Raw genomic sequence first — 22,996 nt, 5'->3', positions numbered from 1 at the left:
AGAACAATGAAAACTGAACACTCGCTGGATCTCACTGCGCATTTTGCGCTCGAGGGAAGTCAGCCATTTAAGGATCGCCGCGCCACGATGCCCTGGCGTGGGGCGATCCCGGTTGCCAAAGAGCTATTGTCACAAACCTGGCAGGAGGTCATCAGCCAGCCAACCCCACCGCGGAAACGGTTGGTGTACTTGCATATCCCTTTCTGTGCAACACATTGTACTTTCTGCGGTTTTTATCAAAATCGCTTTGAAGAGGATCACTGCGCCCGCTACACCAACGCGCTATTACGCGAAATAGAGATGGAAGCCGATAGCGCATTGCATCAGTCGGCCCCGATTCACGCCGTCTATTTTGGCGGCGGTACACCGTCTGCGCTGTCGGCACGGGATCTGGCCAGAATCATCACCGCACTACGTGACAAGCTACCGCTGGCGCCGGACTGCGAAATCACCATTGAGGGGCGGGTACTCAATTTTGACGATGCGCGAATAGATGCCTGCCTTGACGCTGGCGCCAATCGATTTTCGATCGGCATTCAGTCATTTAACAGCCGGATCCGCAAGAAAATGGCGCGCACTTCGGACGGCCCGACCGCGATGGCCTTTATGCAGGGGTTGGTAAAACGGGATCGAGCCGCCGTGGTCTGCGATCTGCTGTTTGGTCTGCCAGGACAGGACGCAAAGGTGTGGAGCGAGGATCTGGCAATTGCCCGCGACATCGGCCTCGACGGCGTAGATCTTTATGCTCTGAACCTGCTCCCTAATACACCGCTTGGCAAAGCGGTTGAAACCGGGCGCACAACGGTTCCCTCTCCTGCCGAACGTCGCGACCTCTATCTTCAGGGCTGCGATTTTATGGACAGCGCGGGCTGGCGCTGCATCAGCAACAGCCACTGGGCGCGCACCACACGGGAACGCAATCTGTACAACCTGCTGATTAAACAGGGCGCAGACTGTCTGGCATTCGGTTCTGGCGCAGGAGGGTCAGTCAATGGCTATTCCTGGATGGTCGAGCGCAATCTGACCACATGGCATGAATCCATCGCCGCCGGAAAAAAACCGCTCATGATGATGATGCGCACCGCCGAGCGTGGTTTCCAGTGGCGACACACCCTCCAGGCCGGCATTGAAACGGCCCGCGTCCCGCTGGATGAACTGACGCCTCATGCACAAAAACTGGCCCCGCTACTGACCCAGTGGCATCACGCAGGACTGACGCGAGATGCCAGCACCTGTGTACGCCTGACTAATGAAGGGCGTTTTTGGGCGAGCAATATTTTGCAGTCTCTTGATGAACTGATTCAAACACTTAACGCGCCGCGCATTGCGGTAGAGCAACCATAAAAGGAGTGAAGTATGAGCCATGTCTCTTTACAGGATTTTTTGAAAACTGAGCCGGACGGTACGCTGGAAGCAATCGCAGCCCAGTACAACACCACGCTGCTGGAGGTGGTGAAAAACCTCCCCTCCCCGACGCTGGTTTCCGGCGATCAATTTGATACCGTCTGGGAAACCGTCAGCGAATGGGGCAAAGTCACCACCCTGGTCCATACTGCTGATGTCATACTGGAATTCACGGGTGAATTACCTTCAGGATTCCACCGCCACGGTTACTTCAACCTGCGCGGCAAAAAAGGCATGACCGGTCATATCAAGGCAGAAAACTGCACACATATCGCCCTGATTGAACGCAAATTTATGGGCATGGACACCGCGTCCATTCTCTTCTTTAACCAGGCGGGTAGCGCTATGTTCAAAATTTTCCTCGGTCGGGATGAGCATCGTCAGCTATTGGCCGACCAGGTCAGCGCCTTTCACGCGCTGTCTTCATCCTTAAAGGAACAAGCCTGATGGCTCCATGGCTCATTTTTGGTGCAGGTGGTAGCGGCGTCGGCGCGAAAACACTGGCACTCGCACTGGCGGAACAACGTCCGGTGATTGCCGTCGTTCGCAACGCGCAGGTCGCTGCCGGGTTGCAGGAAAAAGGTGTGCAGGTCTTCATTGGCGACGCCTGCGACAGCCAGGTCACCGCCTGTGCCTGTCGCGCAGCGGGTCAACATGCCACGGTGATCTCCTCCATGGGCGGTGCCCAGGATTATCTGGCGCACAGAACCGTCATTGATGAAGCAGAAAAAGCGCAGATCAAACGCATGATTCTGGTGACTTCGCTTGGCTGTGGCGACAGTTGGCCCTTTTTGTCCCCACGCGCCAGGGCCGCATTTGGTCAGGCTGTACGGGAAAAATCGTTGGCTGAAAGCTGGCTACAAACCAGTCAACTGGACTACGCCATTCTCCGCCCCGGCGGTTTGCTGAACGGTGCAGCCACAGGTCAGGCGCAACGGATACAGGCCGAGGAGTGCCATGGTTTTGTGATGCGTGCAGATGTTGCAAGGCACATTCACGAACTGGCTACAGCCCCGTCACTCAATAACCAGATTTACAGTTTGGTTGAGCCAGGACTGAAACCCGCGTAAACCCCTCGCGGCGCGGGAACTTCGCGCCGCAAAGACGTTATGGAGCGTTGCGTGCTTAAGGACTCGCTTTCTTCCGTCAGCATTCTGACGGGTCTTTCTCTGTTGTTGGTCGCTCTGATGCTCTTCGGAGCCAGCCAGGGGGCGCTGAACATTAGCTTCAGCGCGCTGTTCAACGACGAATACCGTGACATCTGGTTGAACATCCGCTTGCCCCGTGTGTTGCTGGCCGTTCTGGTAGGCGCAGCGCTGGCAACGGCAGGGGTTATCATGCAGGGGCTTTTTCGCAATCCGATGGCCGATCCTGGCCTGCTTGGTGTCAGTAGCGGCTCCGCGCTGATGGTCGGTATCGCGATAGTTATCCCCTTTTCGTTTCCCGTGGTGCTGGTGCTGTATGAGCAGATGATTTTTGCCGTCGCGGGCAGCATGGTGGTCTGCACGATTATTTTCCTGATAAGCCAGCGTCATAGCCACGGCGGAATGATGCAACTGCTGTTAGCCGGTATCGCTATCAATGCTTTGTGCGGTTCGGCTATTGGCGTACTGAGCTATGTGGGCGATGAGCAACAGCTACGTCAACTTACGCTGTGGATGATGGGCAATCTCGGCCAGGCCCAGTGGCCAACGCTGCTGGTTGCCAGTACCTTTGTTCTTCCAGCCATTGCTGTCACCGTCTGTATGGCGGGCACCCTTAATTTGCTGCAATTGGGTGATGAAGAGGCGCATTACCTCGGCGTGAACGTCAAACGTAAGCGCCAGCAGTTACTGTTGCTCAGCTCGCTACTGGTTGGTGCTGCCGTTTCCGTCAGCGGCGTAATTGGCTTTATTGGCCTGGTGATCCCACATCTGATCAGAATGACTACCGGCGCCGATCATCGCTGGTTGATTCCCTGCTCGACGCTGGCGGGCGCCTGTCTACTCCTGATTGCCGATACGCTGGCCCGCACTCTGGTGCAGCCTGCCGAAATGCCCGTTGGTCTGTTAACCAGCCTGATCGGAGGACCGTATTTTCTGTGGTTAATACTGCGTAGCCGGAGGGTGTCATGATCGTTGCTGAAAATCTGGTTTACCACATTCAGGGCAGACGATTGACCGACGATGTTTCCCTGACGCTACCTGAAGGAGAGATTATCGCGATTCTGGGCCCGAATGGCGCCGGGAAATCAACGCTGCTCCGCCAGCTCACGGGTTATCTGCAACCTCACAGTGGGCGCTGTAGCTTATTCGGCAAGCCGCTGAACGAGTGGTCAATCACCGAGCTGGCAAAAACCCGTGCGGTGATGCGCCAGAATAGTCATATGGCCTTCCCGTTTAGCGTTCAGGAAGTCATTCGCATGGGCAGGCATCCGTATCGCACGCGCAATACCGGCGATGAAACGGAGCACATCATGACGTTGTGCGACTGCCAGGCGCTGGCCGCGCGCGATTACCGGCATCTGTCGGGAGGAGAACAACAGCGGGTACAGCTGGCGCGCCTGCTGGTTCAGCTTTGGGAGCCCGTGCCTCGGCCCAAATGGTTATTTCTCGATGAACCTACCTCCGCCCTGGATATTCACCACCAGCAGCACCTTTTTCGTCTGCTGCGTCGCCTGGTGCGTGAACGGCAGTTTAGCGTCTGCTGCGTCCTGCACGATCTCAACCTCGCAGCGCGTTATGCCGACCGCGTGGTATTGATGGAACGCGGCAGGATTGTTGATAACGGGTATCCGCAGGATGTCCTGAAGCAACGGGCGCTGAACGCGCTGTACGGTGCCGATCTCACGGTCATAAATGAACCGGAGCATCGAACGCCGCTTATCGTCCTCAATAAATAACAGACCGGGAACGCTCTGAGGTGACGTTCCCGTTTTTTCCCCCCTTCGCCCCTTTTTTCATCTTTTCTAAAAACACCCTTGACCTTCCCCTTGCTGGAAGGTTTAACCTTTATCACAGTCAGTTAAACCTGCAATGAAGGAGTTGGTTATGTCTCAAACAATCGATCTAACCCTGGACGGTTTGTCCTGTGGTCACTGCGTAAAACGCGTTAAAGAAAGTCTGGAACAACGTCCGGATGTTGAGCAAGCGGATGTCTCCGTGACAGAGGCGCATGTTACCGGGAGCGCCAGCGCAGAAGCGCTGATTGAAACCATCAAACAAGCCGGTTACGGTGCGGAGTTAAGCCACCCAAAGGCTAAACCGCTGACGGAGTCATCAATCCCGTCGGAAGCACTGGCAGCGGTCCCTTCCGAGCTTCCGGCAGCTACGGCTGATGATGACAGCCAACAGTTGCTGTTAAACGGCATGAGCTGCGCCAGTTGTGTGACCCGTGTACAAAATGCATTGCAAAGCGTACCGGGTGTCACCCAGGCACGGGTAAACCTGGCGGAACGCACTGCGCTGGTAATGGGCAGTGCCTCCGCCGCAGATTTAGTGCAGGCGGTGGAAAAAGCAGGCTACGGCGCAGAAGCCATTGAAGATGATGCTAAGCGCCGCGAGCGTCAGCAAGAAACCGCCGTGGCAACCATGAAACGTTTTCGCTGGCAGGCGGCCGTCGCGCTGCTGCTGGGTATCCCTGTCATGGTATGGGGAATGATTGGCGACAACATGATGGTGAGCGATGACAACCGCAGCCTGTGGCTGACGATTGGTCTGGCAACGCTTGCGGTGATGGTTTTCGCGGGCGGTCACTTTTACCGCAATGCGTGGAAAAGCCTGATGAACGGCACCGCGACTATGGATACGTTGGTCGCGCTGGGTACAGGGGTGGCATGGCTCTATTCCATGAGCGTCAACCTCTGGCCGCAATGGTTCCCGATGGAAGCGCGACACCTCTATTATGAAGCCAGCGCCATGATTATTGGTCTGATTAACCTCGGACACATGCTGGAAGCGCGGGCTCGCCAGCGCTCGTCCAAAGCGCTGGAAAAACTGCTTGATCTGACGCCACCGACCGCACGCGTCGTTACTGACGAAGGTGAAAAAAACGTGCCGCTGGCAGACGTTCAGGCGGGAATGTTGTTGCGCCTGACCACTGGCGACCGCGTGCCAGTCGATGGAGAAATTACGCAGGGCGAAGCCTGGCTGGATGAAGCGATGCTGACCGGTGAGCCGATTCCGCAACAAAAAGGTGAAGGCGATAGCGTCCACGCCGGTACGGTCGTACAGGACGGCAGCGTGCTGTTCCGCGCCAGCGCCGTTGGCAGCCACACCACGCTGTCACGCATTATCCGTATGGTGCGTCAAGCGCAAAGCAGCAAACCGGAAATTGGCAAACTGGCCGACCGTATCTCCTCGGTGTTCGTTCCGGTCGTGGTCGCCATTGCGCTGGTCAGTGCGGCTATCTGGTATTTCTTTGGACCAGCACCGCAGATTGTCTATACGCTGGTCATTGCCACCACCGTTCTGATTATCGCCTGCCCTTGTGCGTTGGGTCTGGCAACGCCGATGTCGATTATTTCCGGCGTGGGGCGTGCCGCTGAGTTTGGGGTACTGGTACGCGATGCCGATGCGCTGCAGCGCGCCAGCACGCTCGATACTCTCGTCTTTGATAAGACCGGGACGCTGACTGAAGGCAAACCGCAGGTTGTCGCCATCAAAACGTTTGGCAACACCGATGAAGCGTGGGCAATTCGTCTGGCTGCAGCCCTTGAACAGGGTTCCAGCCACCCGCTGGCAAGGGCGATTCTGGACAAAGCTGGCGATGTCTCGCTGCCGCAGGTCAACGGTTTCCGTACGCTGCGCGGGTTAGGCGTCAGTGGCGAGACCGAAGGTCATACGTTGCTGCTGGGAAATCAGGCACTGCTCAATGAACAGCAGGTAGATACCACTGAAATGGAAGCTGAAATCACCGCTCAGGCTTCCCAGGGTTCAACTCCGGTCCTGTTGGCGATTGATGGTAAAGCGGCGGCGCTGTTAGCGGTGCGTGATCCACTGCGTAGCGACAGCGTGGCAGCGCTCCAGCGCCTGCACCGCGCCGGGTATCGTCTGGTGATGCTGACCGGCGACAACCCAACGACCGCCAACGCCATTGCCAAAGAGGCGGGCATTGACGAGGTGATTGCGGGCGTTCTGCCGGACGGTAAGGCCGAAGCGATCAAGCGTCTGCAGAGCCAGGGGCGTCAGGTCGCCATGGTCGGTGACGGTATCAACGATGCACCTGCGCTGGCTCAGGCCGATGTAGGGATCGCCATGGGTGGCGGCAGCGATGTGGCGATTGAAACAGCCGCGATTACGCTGATGCGTCATAGCCTGATGGGCGTTGCGGATGCGCTGTCTATCTCCCGGGCAACACTACGCAATATGAAACAGAACCTGCTCGGCGCGTTTATCTACAACAGCATCGGCATCCCGGTTGCCGCTGGGATCCTGTGGCCGTTCACCGGCACGCTGCTCAACCCGGTAGTCGCCGGGGCGGCGATGGCGCTTTCTTCCATTACCGTGGTGAGCAACGCGAACCGACTGCTGCGCTTCAAACCTAAAGAGTAACCCTTTACCGGATGGCGCTATCAACTGCGCCATCCGGCAATTCACGCATTGCGACTTTTCCGGCCACGCGCTAGCATGGTTCTCCACTTAGGGAGGTCGTATGGATTTGTTATACCGGGTAAAAGCATTATGGTCTGCACTGCGCGGCAACCACTATACCTGGCCTGCCATCGACATCTCTTTGCCCGGCAACCGCCATTTTCATCTGATTGGCAGCATTCACATGGGCAGCCGCGATATGGCGCCTCTGCCTGCCAAATTACTCAAAAAACTCAAGCATGCCGATGCGCTGATTGTCGAAGCGGATGTTTCCGGTGACGACACGCCGTTTGCCGACCTGCCGACCTTTGCCGCACTCGAAGAGCGCATCAGCCCGGAGCAGTTAGATAATCTGCATAAGGTCACCGATGAACTGGGCATTTCTCCTTCCCTGCTCTCCACTCAGCCGTTATGGCAAATTGCCATGGTATTACAGGCAACGCAGGCACAGCAGCTAGGGCTGCGGGCGGAATACGGGATTGATTATCAACTGTTGAATGCGGCTAAGCAGGCGCATAAACCGATAATTGAACTGGAAGGCGCATCCAGTCAAATCGAGCTGTTATGTCAGTTGCCTGATAACGGACTGGCCCTGTTGGACGATACTCTGACGCATTGGCATACCAATGCCAGACTGCTACAGCAGATGATGGGCTGGTGGCTTGAAACGCCGCCGCGCAATAGCGAACTGACGCTTCCCAATACCTTTAGCCAGTCGTTGTATGACGTATTGATGCATCAACGCAACACAGCCTGGCGCGATCGGCTCAGAGCGATGCCTGCTGGTCACTACGTCGTGGCCGTTGGCGCGCTGCATTTATACGGAGAAGGAAATTTGCCGGAGATGTTACGGTAAAAAAAATGGCCAATATCTCTATTGGCCCGTCAAAGAGGAATTTCATCATTATTATGATCCCGGCGCTTAAAGCGTCGGTGTAGTTCGATTGTCGCTCAAAGTCATCATCCTGCCAATACTATTGCGCAAGATGGTACTATTTTTTAGACAGACATCAGGCGTATGCTTGAGTCGTATTTTGTCTGGGCCAGGAAAATTGCTATGACACCCGCCGTTAAATTACTCGAAAAAAACAAAATTTCTTTCCAGATCCACACCTACGATCACGATCCGTCCGAGACGAACTTTGGTGATGAAGTGGTGCGAAAGTTAGGTCTGAACGCGGACCAGGTTTACAAAACGCTGCTGGTTGCCGTGAATGGCGACATGAAGCATCTGGCGGTCGCCGTCACACCGGTAGCAGGTCAACTGGATCTCAAAAAGGTTGCCAAAGCATTGGGTGCCAAAAAGGTCGATATGGCCGATCCCATGGTCGCGCAACGCACTACCGGCTATCTGGTAGGCGGTATCAGCCCGCTGGGGCAGAAAAAAAGATTGCCGACGCTTATCGACGCGCCAGCCCAAACGTTTGACACCATTTATGTTTCCGGCGGCAAACGCGGGCTGGATATCGAACTGGCAGCGAGCGATCTGGCGAAAATTCTGGATGCGAAATTCGCCGATATCGCCCGCCGGGATTAAGCGGTTATAGAATGAATGCCTGATGGCGCGCAGCTTTAAGGCCTACAAATCGCACTGACCTGTAGGCCGGATAAGGTGCCAGCACCGCCATCCGGCACTCCTCCCTGTTACTGCCAGCTCACCTCACCCTTCGGCTCATACGCACTGGCATCCAGCGGTGAGTTCTTCTGTACGTACTCTTTCAGCACTTCCGCATCAATAAACCCGGTATTCACATAGCCTGGTTTGTTATCAATGCGCGGATAGCCATCACCGCCGGTGGCGTTGAAGCTCAGCGTTGCCATACGATAGGTTTTGGCTGGGTCAACAGGTTCGCCTTTGATTTTCAAATCGTTAAGTTTGCCGTCTTTCGCTACAAAGCTGACGTTGGCAAACTGCGGGTAGGCTCCGGAGTCCGGCTTCATTTGCGCCACCGCGGTCAGATAATCAATCACTTCTTTCCCGCTCATATCGGCGTACACCACGATGTTGCCAAACGGCTGTACCTTCAGCACGCTCTTATAGGTGATATCGCCGCCTTCGATGGAGTCACGGATACCGCCGCCGCTCATCACGCCAAAATCAGCGCTGGTTCGCGCCATTTGCGCAGCCAGCAGCAAGTGCCCCATATTGGTTTGCACGAAACGGACTTTGCTACGGTCGCCTTCGAGGCGCGCATTGACGCTACCGATTTTCACGTCGAGCTGCGCTTTACCTTTATTCTGGAACGGCGTCAGCAGCGAAAGCATTTGCTGATTTTCAACAATCTCCGGGGTGTAGAGTACGCGCTCACTTTTACCGTTGTCCCAGGTCACTTTTTTCTTCAGATTAACGGGAATGAGCTGGTAGTTAACCATTTTCATTTCGCCGTTACGGAACTCAAAGTCCGCCCGGCCCACGTATTTCCCCCACTCGTGGGCCTGTACAATCCAGATCCCATTTTGCTTATCTGGCGCACACGGCGTACCCGGTACGTAATCAACCTGCTTCTTATTTTCCGCAGCCATACACACCGGATCCTGCGAGTGGCCACCGACAATCATCGCCAGCGAACCTGCTGGCAGGCTGCGCGCCATTTCGACATCGCCAGGGGCGTTCGAGCCGTGGTTGCCGTTGTCATAATGTCCCATATGGGTGGTCGCGATAATGATGTCTGGCTTTTCACCCATATGCAGTTCCTGAATAACCAGTTTGGCTTCATCAGCAGGTTTACGGAATTCGATATCGGTAAAGAACTCAGGGTTGCCAATTTTTGCCGTATCGTCAGTGGTTAAACCAAGTACGGCAATTTTTAAATCCTGGCGCTTAAAGATGGCCCACGGCTTAAATAAACGCTCGCCGGTGCTTTTCTGATAAATATTGGCCGAGAGAAACGGAAATTTGGACCATTTTTCCTGCTGGCGCAATACGCTAAGCGGATTATCAAACTCGTGGTTTCCGACCGCCATCGCGTCATAGCCAATCAGGTTCATCCCGCGAAAATCAGGTTCCGCATCCTGCAGATCGGACTCCGGTACGCCGGTATTAATATCACCACCAGAAAGCAGCAGTACGCTGCCCCCTTCCTCAGCCACCTCTTTACGAATACCGTCCACCAGCGTTTTTTGCGCCGCCAGTCCGTATTCCCCATATTCGCTACGCCAGAAGTGACCGTGATGATCATTGGTATGCAGAATGGTAATTTTGTAGGTTTTATCTTTTTCATACGCTTGCGCTGGCTGACCTGCCAGCGTAAATGCGGCTAATAACGCCAGCGCCACGCCCCGTTTTAAAAACTTCATATTTCTCTCCCTGAGCCAAAATCAACGACTGAAATTACAATGATATGAAATAATAGTCGAAAATGTTTTCAGAAATGAGACTTCCTTCAAACACCTTCCGCAGGTATGTTAGTCAGGTAATAATAACAAATTAGATTACCCTCATAATCGCAACCCAAACAGAAGTGACTTTCTATGGCAATAAGTGAACCAACCCAGCCTGTGGCTGGCGCGTCAGCGTCGGTTGCTAAAGCACGCACCTCATTTGGCATTTTAGGAGCGATCAGCCTCTCCCATTTGCTAAACGATATGATTCAGTCGCTGATCCTGGCGATTTATCCGCTATTGCAGTCAGAGTTCTCGCTGACGTTTATGCAGATCGGGATGATCACCCTAACCTTCCAACTAGCTTCTTCGCTGCTGCAACCGGTGGTGGGTTACTGGACGGACAAATATCCGATGCCATGGTCGCTGCCCATAGGAATGTGCTTCACGCTGAGCGGGCTTGTTTTGCTGGCCATGGCCGGCAGCTTCCATATGGTGCTGCTCGCCGCGGCGCTGGTTGGCACCGGCTCTTCGGTATTTCACCCGGAATCGTCCCGTGTGGCGCGTATGGCCTCCGGCGGTCGCCACGGCCTTGCCCAGTCGATTTTCCAGGTTGGCGGCAACTTCGGCAGCTCACTGGGACCGTTGCTGGCGGCTGTCATCATCGCGCCATATGGTAAGGGTAATGTGGCCTGGTTTGTTCTGGCTGCGCTATTAGCGATTGTCGTCCTGGCGCAAATCAGCCGTTGGTATGCCGCGCAGCATCGGATGAGTAAAGGAAAGCCGAAGGTCGCTATCGTTAATCCGTTGCCGCGTAATAAAGTGGTGCTGGCTGTAAGCATCCTGCTGGTACTGATTTTCTCCAAATACTTCTATATGGCGAGCATCAGCAGCTATTACACCTTTTATCTGATGCAAAAATTCGGATTATCGGTACAAAACGCCCAGTTTCACCTGTTTGCCTTCCTGTTTGCCGTCGCGGCCGGGACGGTGATTGGCGGACCATTAGGCGATAAAATTGGCAGAAAATATGTTATTTGGGGGTCTATCCTCGGCGTTGCGCCATTTACCCTCGTTTTACCCTACGCAACGCTGGAATGGACCGGGATTTTAACCGTGATCATTGGTTTTATCCTCGCATCGGCGTTTTCTGCCATTCTGGTTTACGCACAGGAGCTGCTTCCTGGGCGTATCGGCATGGTTTCTGGGTTATTTTTCGGTTTTGCCTTCGGCATGGGCGGCTTGGGAGCCGCGGTGCTAGGGCTGATAGCCGACCATACCAGCATCGATTTGGTCTACAAAATATGTGCTTTCCTGCCACTTCTGGGGATACTGACCATATTCTTACCTGATAACCGACACAAAGCCTGATTTTCTGATGGCCAAAAGTAAATTTTGGCCGTCATTACTTACAGTAGCCATCAGCCTTTACCTCTCACATATCACCGTACTTTTCCTATCCGTGCTTTTTTACGCTTAAAATCCCGTTTTCTTCAAAATTCAATAATTATTCATAAACATAAACATTAAAATTGTCATAAACTATTACTCGTAGTTTGGGTTTTTAGGATCATCACAGCAACCAAAGGAGACGGAATGCATCACGCCACCCCGCTTATCACCACCATTGTCGGCGGCCTTGTGCTCGCTTTTATATTAGGCATGATTGCCAATAAACTACGTATTTCTCCTCTGGTGGGATATCTGTTAGCGGGCGTTCTGGCCGGTCCATTTACACCTGGTTTTGTTGCTGATACTAAGCTTGCGCCTGAACTGGCCGAGCTTGGCGTTATTCTGCTGATGTTCGGCGTCGGGCTGCACTTTTCCCTGAAGGATTTGATGGCGGTAAAGTCAATCGCCATCCCCGGCGCGATTGCCCAGATAGCAGTGGCAACGCTGCTGGGTATGGCGCTTTCAGCTGTATTAGGCTGGTCGCTGATGGTGGGGATCGTGTTTGGTCTGTGTCTTTCAACCGCCAGCACAGTGGTGCTACTGCGTGCGCTTGAAGAACGACAGCTCATTGACAGCCAGCGCGGGCAAATTGCCATTGGCTGGCTGATTGTCGAAGATCTGATGATGGTGCTGACGCTGGTTCTCCTGCCAGCAGTCGCCGGAATGCTGGAAAAAGAAGATGTCGGCTTCGCTTCGCTGGCCGTCGATATGGGCATTACCATCGGTAAGGTGGTGGCGTTTATCGCGATTATGATGCTGGTGGGGCGTCGCCTGGTACCGTGGATTATGGCCCGCAGCGCCGCAACCGGTTCACGCGAACTGTTTACCCTCTCAGTCCTCGCCCTCGCCTTAGGTATCGCCTTCGGCGCAGTAGAGCTGTTTGATGTCTCCTTTGCGCTGGGCGCATTCTTCGCCGGTATGGTGCTGAATGAATCTGAGCTGAGCCACCGTGCGGCGCATGACACCCTGCCGCTGCGCGATGCGTTCGCCGTGCTGTTCTTCGTTTCCGTCGGAATGCTGTTCGATCCGTTAGTCCTGATCCAGCAGCCGTTGGCAGTACTGGGCACGCTGGCGATTATCATCTTTGGTAAATCCCTTGCCGCCTATTTCCTGGTGCGCCTGTTTGGTCACTCTCAACGCACGGCGCTCACCATTGCCACCAGTCTGGCGCAGATTGGTGAATTTGCCTTTATCCTGGCGGGTCTGGGAATGGCGTTAAACCTGCTGCCGCAGGCCGGACAGAATCTGGTGCTGGCAGGGGCAATCCTGTCCATAATGCTCAACCCGGTGCTGTTCGCGGTGTTAGAAAAATATCTCGCCAAAACAGAAACGCTGGAAGAGCAGACTCTGGAAGAGGCTATCGAAGAAGAGAAGCAAATTCCGGTGGATATCTGCAATCACGCCCTGCTGGTTGGCTTTGGTCGCGTCGGCAGCCTGCTGGGTGAGAAATTGATGGCTGCGGGGATCCCGCTGGTGGTTATCGAAACCTCACGTACCCGGGTGGATGAACTGCGCGAGCGTGGGATCCGCGCGGTGCTAGGAAATGCCGCTAACGAAGAGATTATGAATCTGGCGCATCTGGATTGCGCACGCTGGCTGTTGCTAACCATTCCGAATGGCTATGAAGCGGGTGAAATTGTCGCTTCCGCTCGTGAGAAGTGCCCGTCAATTGAGATCATCGCCCGCGCGCATTATGACGATGAGGTGGAATATATTACCGAGCGCGGCGCCAATCAGGTCGTCATGGGCGAGCGTGAAATCGCCCGCACCATGCTGGAGCTAATTGAAACACCGCCTGCCGGTGAAGTTGCTACCGCCAGTTAATGTTACGCGTAGGCCCAATAAGCGTAGCGCCATCGGGCAAGAACTCAGCGATCCCAGTACGACTCTTCAAGACTGTCTTCACGTTCCGGCAAACCGCGCGTCAGGCGCGGTGAATGCTGGTTCAGCACCTGGTAACTCACGCGGTTAGCATATTTACACACCTGGGCTAGCGACGAATAGGTCAGCCAGGTGAACTTGTGCTTGCTGGAGTTAGGCACGTTACTGCGGTGATAGCTGTTGGCGGTAATATCATGCAGCAATGCCGCCAGCGCGCCGTCGCCAGCACCGTTGGTATTCATTATCTTTTCAGGCCCGCCCATATACGGTGCAATGTGCGAATACACACGCAGCGGATTGGTACAGTCTTTATGGCGCATGGCGCGGCTGAATTCGTACTGATTGAATTCGGCAATCGCTCCAGGCAGCAGCGGATGCTGGGTTTTACGTTTGACTTCTTCTTCCGTAAAGCCCGCCATATACAGACCTGCCGGACCCGCAGTGCACAGCACCAGATCCACCCAATCCAGCGCTTTGTCGGACGCCAGTAGCGGATCGTTCTCGCCGGTCAGCGCTTCAGCCTCTTCTTCATTCATCGCCAGAATAGAGACATGCTCTTTGAGGAATGCCTGCCACCACTGCGGGTTATCGGCAATGACGAATTTGGTGCCCAGCGTCAGTACCACCGGCACATTGTGTTTTTTAGCGTATTCAATCGCCTTCATGGTCGCTTCCGGCATCGGCTCACCCGGCTCGCAGCGCACCAGATAGGACGTCAGCACCAACGCGGACGCTCCGGCAATTACCGATTCAGGGATGCTATCCGCCCGTAGCTTATTCATATGCCCAGGGCTAATGGCGAAGGTACGCTCTCCGGATTCACCAATCAGCGTAAAGCAACGACCAATCGGTCCATTAACGCCTTGCAGGTAGTTCAGATCGGTACGGCTGGAGGTATTGCATAAATAACGGTACGCATAGCTGCCAATCTCGATATTGCTGCACATCACGCCCAGCAGCACCGAGCGGTCATCCGCCAGCACGGAGTAGTTGTGCATCGTGTTACCGATCGTACCGCCCGCAAACTGATGGGTGATCAAATTTTCACGCACCAGTTCCTGATAGAGCGCTTCTGCGACATCATCGGCAATCACCAGAGAATGCCCGGCGCTTAATCCATAACGTTTTACAAAGTCATCATCCACTTTGGCTTCAATATCCACCAACGTCTGGTCGATGCCCACCACCCAGGCTGCGCTGGTTTCATTTTCTGGCTGAATTTGTTGCAGCAACGGATCGCGCGCGCTGACGGGAAAATAGTGTTTGGATTTACGTTTACCGGGAAATTTCATGGTCGATTTTACGGGTGGTTAACTGAGCGATGCATGGTAGCACATTCCCTGCAGCGCATGCGATGCGACGCTGAGTTTCAATATCGGACGGTGAGATCGCAGTTTATCCGGGATTAATTTCTACAATAACTCACCTTCACAAGGAGCGTTTTATGAAGCCGGAAAACAAAATCCCCGTACTCGACAAAATTTCGGATGAAATGAAAAGCGTGGTGAATTTTCATCGCGACGATTTGCCGCCGTGGCCCGCTGCCGATGACTTCGTGGCCCAGCGCCAACACTACATTCATGAGCGGCGATTGTGGAATACCGATGCCCCGCAGATGCATACCCGAGAATGCGTGATTTCTACCGCGTGCGGCCCCGTTGCCACACGCATCTACGCTCCGCAACCCCAAAGCCAGGCCACGCTGTATTACCTGCACGGCGGCGGTTTTATTCTCGGTAATCTGGATACCCATGACCGGATTATGCGTTTACTGGCGCACTACACCCAGTGCACAGTTATTGGCATCGACTATTCGCTGTCGCCGGAAGCGCGCTACCCACAAGCCATCGAAGAGATCGTCGCCGTTTGCCAGTACTATCATCAACATGCTGGCGACTATTCCCTCAATATCAATACGATTGGTTTTGCGGGCGATTCCGCCGGAGCCATGCTGGCGCTTGCCAGCGCGCTGTGGCTGCGGGATAAACGCATTGCCTGCGGCAAGGTGGCTGGCGTGCTGTTGTGGTATGGGCTTTACGGGCTGCAGGATTCACTGAGCCGACGGCTGATGGGCGGAGCGTGGGATGGGTTAACCCGCGAGGACTTGCAGATGTATGAAAACGCGTACCTACGTAGCGCTGACGATCGCGAGTCACCGTACTATTGCCTGTTTAATAACGATCTGACGCGTGACGTACCGCCGTGTTTTATCGCCGGTGCGGAGTTCGATCCACTGATTGACGATAGCCGCTTATTATTCCAGACGTTACAAGCGCATCAGCAGCCCTGCCAGTACAAAATGTATCCCGGTACGCTGCACGCCTTCCTGCACTATTCGCGGGTGATGAAAACCGCCGATGAAGCTCTGCAGGACGGCGCGCGTTTCTTTAAGCAACAGCTTTAGCGGTAGGCGGCGGTCAGTTTAACCATCATTTCGATATGTTCCGGTGTGGCATTCAACGCCGGAATATACTCATATTGCTTACCGCCAGCCTCAAGGAAAATTTCCCGGTTTTGCACCGCTATCTCTTCCAGCGTTTCGAGACAATCAGCCGCGAAGCCCGGACACATAACCTGGATATGTCGGGTTCCTTTCTCCGCCAGCATTTTTAGCGTTTCATCGGTATACGGCGTCAGCCAGGGTTCGCGGCCAAAGCGAGACTGGAAGGTCATCATGACTTTTTCCGGCGGCAGACCAAGCGCTGAAACCAGCTCACGCGTCGTATCGCGACAGCGCTGCGGGTAGTCATCGCCTTCATCGGCGTAGCGCTGCGGAATGCCGTGGTAGGAGAGCAGCAGTAAATCAGGTTCGCCATGTTGAGCGAATGAATCCCGGGCACTCTTGGCCAGCGCATCAATGTAGCTGCTGTCATCGGCGTAATCACGAATAAAAGAGACGCCGGGAATACCGCGTTTACGCGCTAAGATGCGCGCCAGCTCGTCCCAGACTGCTGCAACCGTCGAACAGGAATATTGCGGGTACAGCGGTAACACCACCATGTGTTCCACTCCGCTTGCCAACAGTTCATCGACCGCGCTTTCGAACGATGGCGAACCGTAGCTCATCCCCAGCGCGACAGGGGTATCAGGCAGACGTTGTGCCAGCGCCTGCTGTTGCGCCTTGCTGTAGACCATCAGTGGGGAACCGTCTTCCATCCAGATTGACTGGTACAGCTTTGCCACACGCGGCGCTCGCAGCGGCAAAATCACACCACGCAGCAGCGGCCACCACAGCGCAGGGGACGTATCGACTACGCGTGGATCGCTTAAAAACTGGCGCAGGTAGCGCTTAACGGCTTCGGGAGTTGGGGCATCGGGAGTGCCGAGGTTTGCCAGCAGGATACCGGTTTTCGTCTGACGCATTACCGCCTCTTATCGATTCAAATTGTTGATAATTGTAGCGGAAAAGCGATAAAGAAGAACTAATTGCTGTGAGAGGTAAGACGAGAATTTGCCTGATGGCGCTGCGCTTATCAGGCCTACGAGATATTGGCAGACCTGATAAGAGGTTTATTACGCGAAAAAATTAGCCGAGGATTTTTTCCAGCGCTGCGCGCACATCAGCCACGGCCTGAGTGCCGTCAACTTTCGCGTATTTGGTGTTACCCGCCTGCGCTTCTTTAGAGTAGTAGCCGATCAGCGGTGCGGTCATCTGATGGTATTCCACCAGGCGCTTACGTACGGTCTCTTCCTGATCGTCTTTACGGGTGGTCAGCTCTTCGCCGGTCACGTCGTCTTTGCCTTCAACCTTAGGCGGGTTGAATTTGATGTGGTAAACGCGGCCAGAAGCAGCGTGTACGCGGCGACCGACGATACGGTCAACGATCAGTTCGTCAGGTACGTCAAACTCCAGAACGTAGTCCACGTTGATGCCCGCTTCTTTCATGGCGTCTGCCTGCGGAATAGTACGCGGGAAGCCATCAAGCAGGAAACCATTACGGCAGTCTTCCTGAGCAATACGCTCTTTTACCAGCGCGATCACCAGCTCATCAGTCACCAGCTTACCGGCGTCCATGATGTCTTTCGCTTGTTTGCCCAGCTCGGAGCCAGATTTCACGGCGGCACGCAGCATATCACCGGTGGAGATTTGCGGAATACCATACTTCTCCATGATGAACTGAGCCTGAGTTCCTTTACCCGCGCCCGGAGCGCCAAGCAGAATGATACGCATTACGAAAATCCCCTTAAAGGTTGTCGATATTTTTTAAAAAGCGCTAAACGATACCACCATCACGCAATTGGCTCAAGGAAGGTAGTCTGCGCTGAAACGGTTAATGGCGGGAAAATTGAAAATAAGGAAAGAAATTGCCGGATGGCGGTGTAAACACCTTATCCGGCCTACGATCAAAAAGATGTTGTAGGCCGGATAAGCGTTAGCGCCATCCGGCATTACATTACAGGTATCAGGATACCAGCAACTGGTTCATACGACGAATGAACTGGTTCGGGTCTTCCAGCGTGCCGCGCTCGGCAAACAGCGCCTGATCCAGCAGCAGCTCAACCCACTCTTTGAACTGTGCTTCGTCCTGAGTATCCGCCGTGCGTTTTACCAGCACGTGGTCCGGGTTCAGTTCAAAGATATATTTCACTTCCGGTACGGCCTGGCCCGCAGCGGCAAAGAGTTTCGCCATCTGGGTGCTCATTTCATCCGCATCGGTGGTAACGATGGCTGGCGTGTCGGTCAGACGGTGAGTCAGACGCACTTCTTTCACGCGGTCACCCAGCAGGGTTTTCACACGCTCAACGAACGGCGTCAGCGCTTTTTCCGCTTCTTTTGCCGATTCGTCAACTTCATCCGCCAGCTTGTCGATGGACTCGTCAGCTTTAGCAACGGACTGGAATGCCTTACCGTCGAACTCGGTCAGGTAGTTCATCATCCACTCATCGATGCGGTCAGAAAGCAGCAGCACTTCGATGCCTTTCTTACGCAGCAGTTCCAGGTGCGGGCTGCTCTTCGCCGCCGCATAGCTGTCTGCAGTGATGTAGTAGATTTTCTCCTGCCCTTCTTTCATTCGCGACACGTAATCTTCCAGCGACACGGTTTGCGCGGAGGAGTCAGTGTGCGTAGACGCGAAGCGCATCAGCTTAGCGATAGTTTCCTGGTTGGCGTGGTCTTCCGCCGGGCCTTCTTTCAGCACCAGGCCGAATTGCTTCCAGAAAGTCTGGTATTTTTCCGCGTCGTCTTTTGCCAGTTTTTCCAGCATCTGCAGTACGCGTTTGGTCAGCGCGCTGCGCAGGTTACGGGTGACGGTGCTGTCCTGCAGGATCTCGCGAGAAACGTTCAGCGGCAGATCGTTAGAATCTATCAAACCACGGACAAAGCGCAGGTAGTTCGGCATGAACTGCTCGGCATCGTCCATGATGAAGACACGCTGGACGTACAGTTTCAGACCATGCTTGTGATCGCGGTTCCACATATCCCACGGCGCCTGCGACGGGATATACAGCAGGCTGGTGTACTCCTGCTTACCTTCCACACGGTTGTGGCTCCAGGTCAGCGGGTCAGTGAAGTCGTGGGCGATGTGCTTGTAGAATTCGTTGTACTCGTCGTCTTTGATTTCCGACTTGTTACGGGTCCACAGCGCCTGCGCCTTGTTGATTTTTTCCCAGGAAACCACGGTCTCGCCGTCTTTCTCTTCGGATTTTTCGATCTCTACCGGCAGCGCGATATGGTCGGAATATTTGCTGATGATGGAACGTACGCGCCAGTCATCGAGGAACTCGTCTTCGCCTTCGCGCAGATGCAGAGTGATTTCGGTACCACGGTCTTCTTTGGTAATATCAGCAACGGTGTACTCGCCTTCGCCCGCAGATTCCCAGAACACGCCGTTTTCCGGTTTATCACCCGCAGCACGGGTACGCACGGTGACTTTGTCCGCCACGATGAAGGCAGAGTAGAAACCAACCCCAAACTGACCGATCAACTGGCTGTCTTTCGCCTGATCGGAGCCCATGGATTCGAGGAAAGATTTGGTGCCGGATTTCGCAATGGTCCCCAGATGATCGATAACGTCATCACGGTTCATCCCCACGCCGTTATCGGCAATGGTCAACGTACGCTTATCTTTATCGAAGGAAACACGCACACGCAGTTCACCGTCACCTTCATACAGGTCCGGGTTAGACAGTGCGCGGAAACGCAGCTTGTCTGCCGCATCCGAGGCGTTAGAGATAAGCTCACGCAGGAAGATTTCTTTATTGGAATACAGAGAATGGATCATCAGGTGCAGAAGCTGTTTTACTTCTGACTGAAAACCACGAGTTTCTTGTCCTTTCATGTAGATCTACCTCAACAATGCCATATTCAATGGTAAAAACACGTTGAGGGTGAAATGGGGACAAGCGGGAAGGATTTCAAGCGGAAGCCGCCGTCGCGGCCTCCGTTTGTTCAGAATTTAATCTTGTGTCGTCCTGCCAGAGAGTGCGACAGCGTGGTGCCATCGACCATTTCCAGCTCGCCGCCTACCGGAACGCCATGGGCGATACGGCTGGCTTCAACGCCATATTGCATGCAAAGCTCAGCAATATAGTTGGCGGTCGCCTCTCCTTCGACCGTGGGATTGGTCGCCAGAATCAGTTCGTTGATTTGCTCAGACGCCAGTCGCTGTTCAAGACGATCCAGCCCGATATCATCAGGTCCGATACCGTCCAGCGGCGACAGGTGTCCCATCAGCACGAAGTAACGTCCGGAAAATTGCCCGGTTTGCTCAATGGCGTAGATGTCCGCCGGACTCTCCACCACGCAAATCTGACCGTTTTCCTGGCGACGCGGGTTCGAACAGATGTTGCAGACGTCTTGCTCTGTGAAGGTGCGGCAATCGGCACAGTGGCCGATTTCCGACATCGCCTTCGTTAACGCCTGCGCCAGACGCATCCCGCCGCTGCGATCGCGCTGAAGCAGCGTGAACGCCATGCGCTGCGCCGACTTCGGGCCAACGCCCGGCAGACAGCGCAGTGCTTCCATAAGCTGAGTTAACAGCGGGCTGGTTTGCATCAGAACGGCATCTTAAAGCCAGGCGGCAGCTGCATTCCGGAAGAAACAGAGGCCATCTTCTCTTTCTGCGTCTCTTCAATGCGACGCGCCGCGTCGTTGAATGCCGCAGCAACCAGGTCTTCCAGCATCTCTTTGTCGTCTTCCAGCAGGCTTGGATCGATCTCCACGCGACGGCAGTTATGCGCGCCGTTGATGGTCACTTTTACCAGACCCGCGCCAGATTCGCCGGTCACTTCCAGCTTGGCGACTTCTTCCTGCATCTGCTGCATTTTTTCTTGCATCTGCTGGGCCTGTTTCATCAGGTTACCCAGACCGCCTTTACCAAACATAGGCTTCTCTCTCAATCACGTTAAGGGATGACGACCGTCAAACCATTAGGCTGACGATCAAATGGGGCGAATACTCTCTTCGTCCAGCTCCGCATCGAAAAAACGACGCAGCGTCTGGATGTTATTATCCGCAATAATCGACTCACGCGCCTGCGCGAGCTTCTCTTCATAAATGGCCTGACGCCACTCCAGCGGCGTGCGCACCGCAGGATTATCATCTTCAACGATGGTCAATTCAACCGTTGACCCCGTTAAGGTACTCAGTGCTTCGGCCAGTTTTTGCTGCGCGCCGCTGGAATTAAGGTGTCGCTGCGTGGAACGCAGGTGCAGGCAAACCACGTTGCCATTCTCTTCTTTCCAGGCATTAAGCGCCACCTGCTCTACCAGTTTAGGCAGCGAGAGCTGGCTCACCTGGGCGGCCCACGGGTCGCGTTCAATGGCTTCAGCCGCAAGCTTTGCCGCCAGTTCCGGCGTTTTTTCATGCTCAAGCGCTTTTTTCAGCGCTTTCGGCGTGGCGACGACTTCTTTGACTTCTGCAACAGGATTGGTCGCTTTCCAGCGATACGCTTCTTTCTTCGCCGGTGCTTTTTCCAGCGCAGAGACTGCCGGACGCGCCTGAACACGTTCCGACACCGAAGCCAGTCTTTCCAGCGCAGCATTATTCACCGGCCGCGCGCGGGAAGCGGCTGCCGGTTCACTCTTTTTTGCTTTGGTTGCTCCCTGAGCACGTTGCAGTTGACTGCGCGCCGCCAGCACCTGACTGGTGGCATCGGAAAGCGGCACATTCTGTTGCTGTTGCGCTGGCGCAGGTTGCTGCTGTGGCACCTGCGTCGGGGTCATTACCGCTGTGGGTGCGACCGGGGCAAACGACTGGCGCGGGACTTCAGGTTCCGGGAGTGGCATGCGCGGATGAAAAGCCAGCGCACGCAGCAGCGTCATTTCGACGCCCATTCGCCTGTCCGGCGCATACGGCAGTTCTTTGCGCCCGATTAACAGGGTCTGGTAGTAAAGCTGCACATCGGTAGGCGGTACAATTCGCGCCAGTTCACGCATACGCTGTTCAATGGCGGCCATATCGCTACCGAGCGCAGCAGGTGAAAGCTGAACCATGGCAATACGATGCAGCAAAGCCGACATCTCAACCAGCAGCGCTTCCCATTCGATACCACGCGCGGCGGCGTCGTTCACCAGCGTCATCACGCGTTCGCCGTCCGCAGCCACAACCGCTTCGACAAGCGAGAGCGCCTGGTCGTCGTCCAGCGTGCCGAGCATGGTGCTGACCGCGTCGGTCGAGACCTGACCATCGCCGCTGGCAATCGCCTGATCGGTCAGGCTTAGCGCATCGCGCAGGCTGCCGTCCGCGGCACGAGCCAGCAGTTGCAGCGCACGCGGTTCATGGGCGATATGCTCTTCTTTGAGAATATGCTCAAGCTGATGGCGAATCTGTTCGACATCCAGCGCTTTAAGATGGAATTGCAGACAGCGCGACAGGATGGTCACCGGCAGCTTCTGCGGATCGGTGGTCGCCAGCAGGAATTTGACGTGCGCGGGCGGCTCTTCGAGCGTTTTCAGCAAGGCGTTAAAACTGTGGCGCGACAGCATGTGCACTTCGTCGATCAAATAGACCTTAAAGCGCCCGCGCGCGGGCGCATACTGAACGTTATCCAGCAGATCGCGAGTATCTTCGACTTTAGTGCGTGAGGCGGCATCGATTTCAATCAAATCGACAAAACGCCCCTGCTCAATTTCCCGACAGTTATCGCACACGCCGCACGGCGTAGCGGTGATGCCAGTTTCACAGTTTAATCCCTTCGCCAGCAAGCGGGCGATAGAGGTTTTTCCGACGCCACGGGTACCGGAAAACAAATAAGCATGATGAATACGCCCTAACGACAAGCCGTTCGCCAGTGCCGTCAGCACATGTTCCTGGCCGACGACGTCAGCAAAGGTTTGTGGGCGCCATTTTCGGGCTAAGACCTGATAACTCATTGGCAGGCTCTGAAAGGCTGGAGGGTGGATTCACAGGAGGGTAATGCTAACACAAC

General features: G+C 54.8%; 19 protein-coding genes and 1 other annotated feature. Of the genes, 11 read left to right on the top strand and 8 right to left on the bottom strand.

The window, feature by feature from the left end; genetic code table 11:
• The first annotated feature begins 6 nt into the window (after positions 1 to 6).
• The 8 genes from hutW to ybaK all read left to right on the top strand — a co-directional run bounded on the left by hutW (position 7) and on the right by ybaK (position 8,511).
• On the top strand, positions 7 to 1,344 hold the full coding sequence (gene hutW / locus OGX67_RS21690; protein WP_046669822.1) for a heme anaerobic degradation radical SAM methyltransferase ChuW/HutW: 1,338 nt from the start codon (positions 7 to 9) through the stop codon (positions 1,342 to 1,344).
• 12 nt (positions 1,345 to 1,356) lie between these two features.
• Positions 1,357 to 1,851: a heme utilization cystosolic carrier protein HutX gene (gene hutX, locus OGX67_RS21685; RefSeq protein ID WP_032948717.1), complete on the top strand. Its 495-nt coding sequence runs from the start codon at positions 1,357 to 1,359 to the stop codon at positions 1,849 to 1,851.
• Entirely contained in the window at positions 1,851 to 2,474 is a 624-nt protein-coding gene (gene chuY, locus OGX67_RS21680) for an anaerobilin reductase (protein ID WP_044699392.1), read from the top strand. Before hutX ends, chuY begins: the two co-directional genes overlap by 1 nt.
• A 51-nt stretch (positions 2,475 to 2,525) precedes the next feature.
• Positions 2,526 to 3,518 carry a FecCD family ABC transporter permease gene (locus OGX67_RS21675; RefSeq protein ID WP_003021806.1) on the top strand — a complete coding sequence of 331 codons (993 nt, stop codon included), beginning with the start codon at positions 2,526 to 2,528 and terminating at the stop codon, positions 3,516 to 3,518.
• The gene (locus OGX67_RS21670; protein ID WP_071696863.1) at positions 3,515 to 4,285 is read left to right on the top strand and encodes a heme ABC transporter ATP-binding protein; all 771 of its coding nucleotides are present in this window, start codon (positions 3,515 to 3,517) and stop codon (positions 4,283 to 4,285) included. Before OGX67_RS21675 ends, OGX67_RS21670 begins: the two co-directional genes overlap by 4 nt.
• Before the next feature lie 148 nt (positions 4,286 to 4,433).
• Positions 4,434 to 6,935 (top strand): copper-exporting P-type ATPase CopA, encoded by a 2,502-nt coding sequence (gene copA, locus OGX67_RS21665; RefSeq protein ID WP_016149721.1) that lies wholly within the window; start codon positions 4,434 to 4,436, stop codon positions 6,933 to 6,935.
• A gap of 100 nt (positions 6,936 to 7,035) precedes the next feature.
• On the top strand, positions 7,036 to 7,830 hold the full coding sequence (locus OGX67_RS21660; protein ID WP_057063198.1) for a TraB/GumN family protein: 795 nt from the start codon (positions 7,036 to 7,038) through the stop codon (positions 7,828 to 7,830).
• Between the two features lie 201 nt (positions 7,831 to 8,031).
• Complete coding sequence (gene ybaK, locus OGX67_RS21655) at positions 8,032 to 8,511, top strand: Cys-tRNA(Pro)/Cys-tRNA(Cys) deacylase YbaK (protein WP_003021794.1); 480 nt, start codon at positions 8,032 to 8,034, stop codon at positions 8,509 to 8,511.
• Between the two features lie 107 nt (positions 8,512 to 8,618).
• On the opposite strand, the gene ushA is transcribed toward ybaK, so the two are convergent.
• Positions 8,619 to 10,271, bottom strand: coding sequence for a bifunctional UDP-sugar hydrolase/5'-nucleotidase UshA (gene ushA, locus OGX67_RS21650; RefSeq protein WP_003021791.1), 1,653 nt, complete (start codon positions 10,269 to 10,271; stop codon positions 8,619 to 8,621).
• 174 nt (positions 10,272 to 10,445) lie between these two features.
• On the opposite strand from ushA, the gene fsr reads away from it, so the two are divergent.
• Together fsr and ybaL are read left to right on the top strand one after the other, a co-directional pair.
• A complete protein-coding gene (gene fsr / locus OGX67_RS21645; protein ID WP_003021788.1) occupies positions 10,446 to 11,666 on the top strand; it encodes a fosmidomycin MFS transporter in 1,221 nt (406 codons plus the stop codon).
• Between the two features lie 225 nt (positions 11,667 to 11,891).
• Positions 11,892 to 13,571 carry a YbaL family putative K(+) efflux transporter gene (gene ybaL / locus OGX67_RS21640; protein ID WP_003021783.1) on the top strand — a complete coding sequence of 560 codons (1,680 nt, stop codon included), beginning with the start codon at positions 11,892 to 11,894 and terminating at the stop codon, positions 13,569 to 13,571.
• A 44-nt stretch (positions 13,572 to 13,615) separates the two neighbouring features.
• Here the strand turns inward: ybaL and gsk are convergent, their stop codons facing one another.
• A complete protein-coding gene (gene gsk, locus OGX67_RS21635) occupies positions 13,616 to 14,920 on the bottom strand; it encodes an inosine/guanosine kinase (protein WP_003021781.1) in 1,305 nt (434 codons plus the stop codon).
• Positions 14,921 to 15,072: 152 nt separating this feature from the next.
• Between gsk and aes the strand changes: the two genes are divergently transcribed.
• Positions 15,073 to 16,032, top strand: a complete 960-nt coding sequence (gene aes / locus OGX67_RS21630) for an acetyl esterase (protein WP_032936962.1) — start codon at positions 15,073 to 15,075, stop codon at positions 16,030 to 16,032.
• On the opposite strand, the gene hemH is transcribed toward aes, so the two are convergent.
• The 6 genes from hemH to dnaX all read right to left on the bottom strand — a co-directional run bounded on the left by hemH (position 16,029) and on the right by dnaX (position 22,940).
• The gene (gene hemH, locus OGX67_RS21625; RefSeq protein ID WP_286527221.1) at positions 16,029 to 16,991 is read right to left on the bottom strand and encodes a ferrochelatase; all 963 of its coding nucleotides are present in this window, start codon (positions 16,989 to 16,991) and stop codon (positions 16,029 to 16,031) included. The genes aes and hemH overlap by 4 nt on opposite strands.
• A gap of 163 nt (positions 16,992 to 17,154) precedes the next feature.
• Positions 17,155 to 17,799 (bottom strand): adenylate kinase, encoded by a 645-nt coding sequence (gene adk, locus OGX67_RS21620; protein WP_003021773.1) that lies wholly within the window; start codon positions 17,797 to 17,799, stop codon positions 17,155 to 17,157.
• Between the two features lie 232 nt (positions 17,800 to 18,031).
• Complete coding sequence (gene htpG / locus OGX67_RS21615) at positions 18,032 to 19,906, bottom strand: molecular chaperone HtpG (RefSeq protein WP_003021770.1); 1,875 nt, start codon at positions 19,904 to 19,906, stop codon at positions 18,032 to 18,034.
• Positions 19,907 to 20,016: 110 nt separating this feature from the next.
• Positions 20,017 to 20,622: a recombination mediator RecR gene (gene recR / locus OGX67_RS21610; RefSeq protein ID WP_003021767.1), complete on the bottom strand. Its 606-nt coding sequence runs from the start codon at positions 20,620 to 20,622 to the stop codon at positions 20,017 to 20,019.
• On the bottom strand, positions 20,622 to 20,951 hold the full coding sequence (locus tag OGX67_RS21605) for a YbaB/EbfC family nucleoid-associated protein (RefSeq protein WP_003021764.1): 330 nt from the start codon (positions 20,949 to 20,951) through the stop codon (positions 20,622 to 20,624). The genes recR and OGX67_RS21605 overlap by 1 nt, the downstream gene beginning before the upstream one ends.
• 57 nt (positions 20,952 to 21,008) lie before the next feature.
• Positions 21,009 to 22,940, bottom strand: coding sequence for a DNA polymerase III subunit gamma/tau (gene dnaX, locus OGX67_RS21600; RefSeq protein WP_032948710.1), 1,932 nt, complete (start codon positions 22,938 to 22,940; stop codon positions 21,009 to 21,011).
• Positions 21,612 to 21,676, bottom strand: a sequence feature (DnaX frameshifting element). (Overlaps the previous gene by 65 nt.)
• Positions 22,941 to 22,996: the final 56 nt, after the last annotated feature.

This window comes from Citrobacter sp. Cf118 (assembly GCF_030334095.1).
In the GTDB taxonomy this organism is placed as follows: Bacteria; Pseudomonadota; Gammaproteobacteria; order Enterobacterales; family Enterobacteriaceae; genus Citrobacter; species Citrobacter freundii.
Note: the sequence above shows the minus strand (reverse complement) of the source record. Positions and strands in the feature narration are given on the sequence as shown.

Coding starts and splice junctions, on each gene's coding strand:
- hutW (WP_046669822.1), top strand. CDS start 7: ATGAAAACTGAACACTCGCTGGATCTCACTGCGCATTTTGCGCTCGAG.
- hutX (WP_032948717.1), top strand. CDS start 1,357: ATGAGCCATGTCTCTTTACAGGATTTTTTGAAAACTGAGCCGGACGGT.
- chuY (WP_044699392.1), top strand. CDS start 1,851: ATGGCTCCATGGCTCATTTTTGGTGCAGGTGGTAGCGGCGTCGGCGCG.
- OGX67_RS21670 (WP_071696863.1), top strand. CDS start 3,515: ATGATCGTTGCTGAAAATCTGGTTTACCACATTCAGGGCAGACGATTG.
- copA (WP_016149721.1), top strand. CDS start 4,434: ATGTCTCAAACAATCGATCTAACCCTGGACGGTTTGTCCTGTGGTCAC.
- OGX67_RS21660 (WP_057063198.1), top strand. CDS start 7,036: ATGGATTTGTTATACCGGGTAAAAGCATTATGGTCTGCACTGCGCGGC.
- ybaK (WP_003021794.1), top strand. CDS start 8,032: ATGACACCCGCCGTTAAATTACTCGAAAAAAACAAAATTTCTTTCCAG.
- ushA (WP_003021791.1), bottom strand. CDS start 10,271: ATGAAGTTTTTAAAACGGGGCGTGGCGCTGGCGTTATTAGCCGCATTT.
- fsr (WP_003021788.1), top strand. CDS start 10,446: ATGGCAATAAGTGAACCAACCCAGCCTGTGGCTGGCGCGTCAGCGTCG.
- ybaL (WP_003021783.1), top strand. CDS start 11,892: ATGCATCACGCCACCCCGCTTATCACCACCATTGTCGGCGGCCTTGTG.
- gsk (WP_003021781.1), bottom strand. CDS start 14,920: ATGAAATTTCCCGGTAAACGTAAATCCAAACACTATTTTCCCGTCAGC.
- aes (WP_032936962.1), top strand. CDS start 15,073: ATGAAGCCGGAAAACAAAATCCCCGTACTCGACAAAATTTCGGATGAA.
- hemH (WP_286527221.1), bottom strand. CDS start 16,991: ATGCGTCAGACGAAAACCGGTATCCTGCTGGCAAACCTCGGCACTCCC.
- adk (WP_003021773.1), bottom strand. CDS start 17,799: ATGCGTATCATTCTGCTTGGCGCTCCGGGCGCGGGTAAAGGAACTCAG.
- htpG (WP_003021770.1), bottom strand. CDS start 19,906: ATGAAAGGACAAGAAACTCGTGGTTTTCAGTCAGAAGTAAAACAGCTT.
- recR (WP_003021767.1), bottom strand. CDS start 20,622: ATGCAAACCAGCCCGCTGTTAACTCAGCTTATGGAAGCACTGCGCTGT.
- OGX67_RS21605 (WP_003021764.1), bottom strand. CDS start 20,951: ATGTTTGGTAAAGGCGGTCTGGGTAACCTGATGAAACAGGCCCAGCAG.
- dnaX (WP_032948710.1), bottom strand. CDS start 22,940: ATGAGTTATCAGGTCTTAGCCCGAAAATGGCGCCCACAAACCTTTGCT.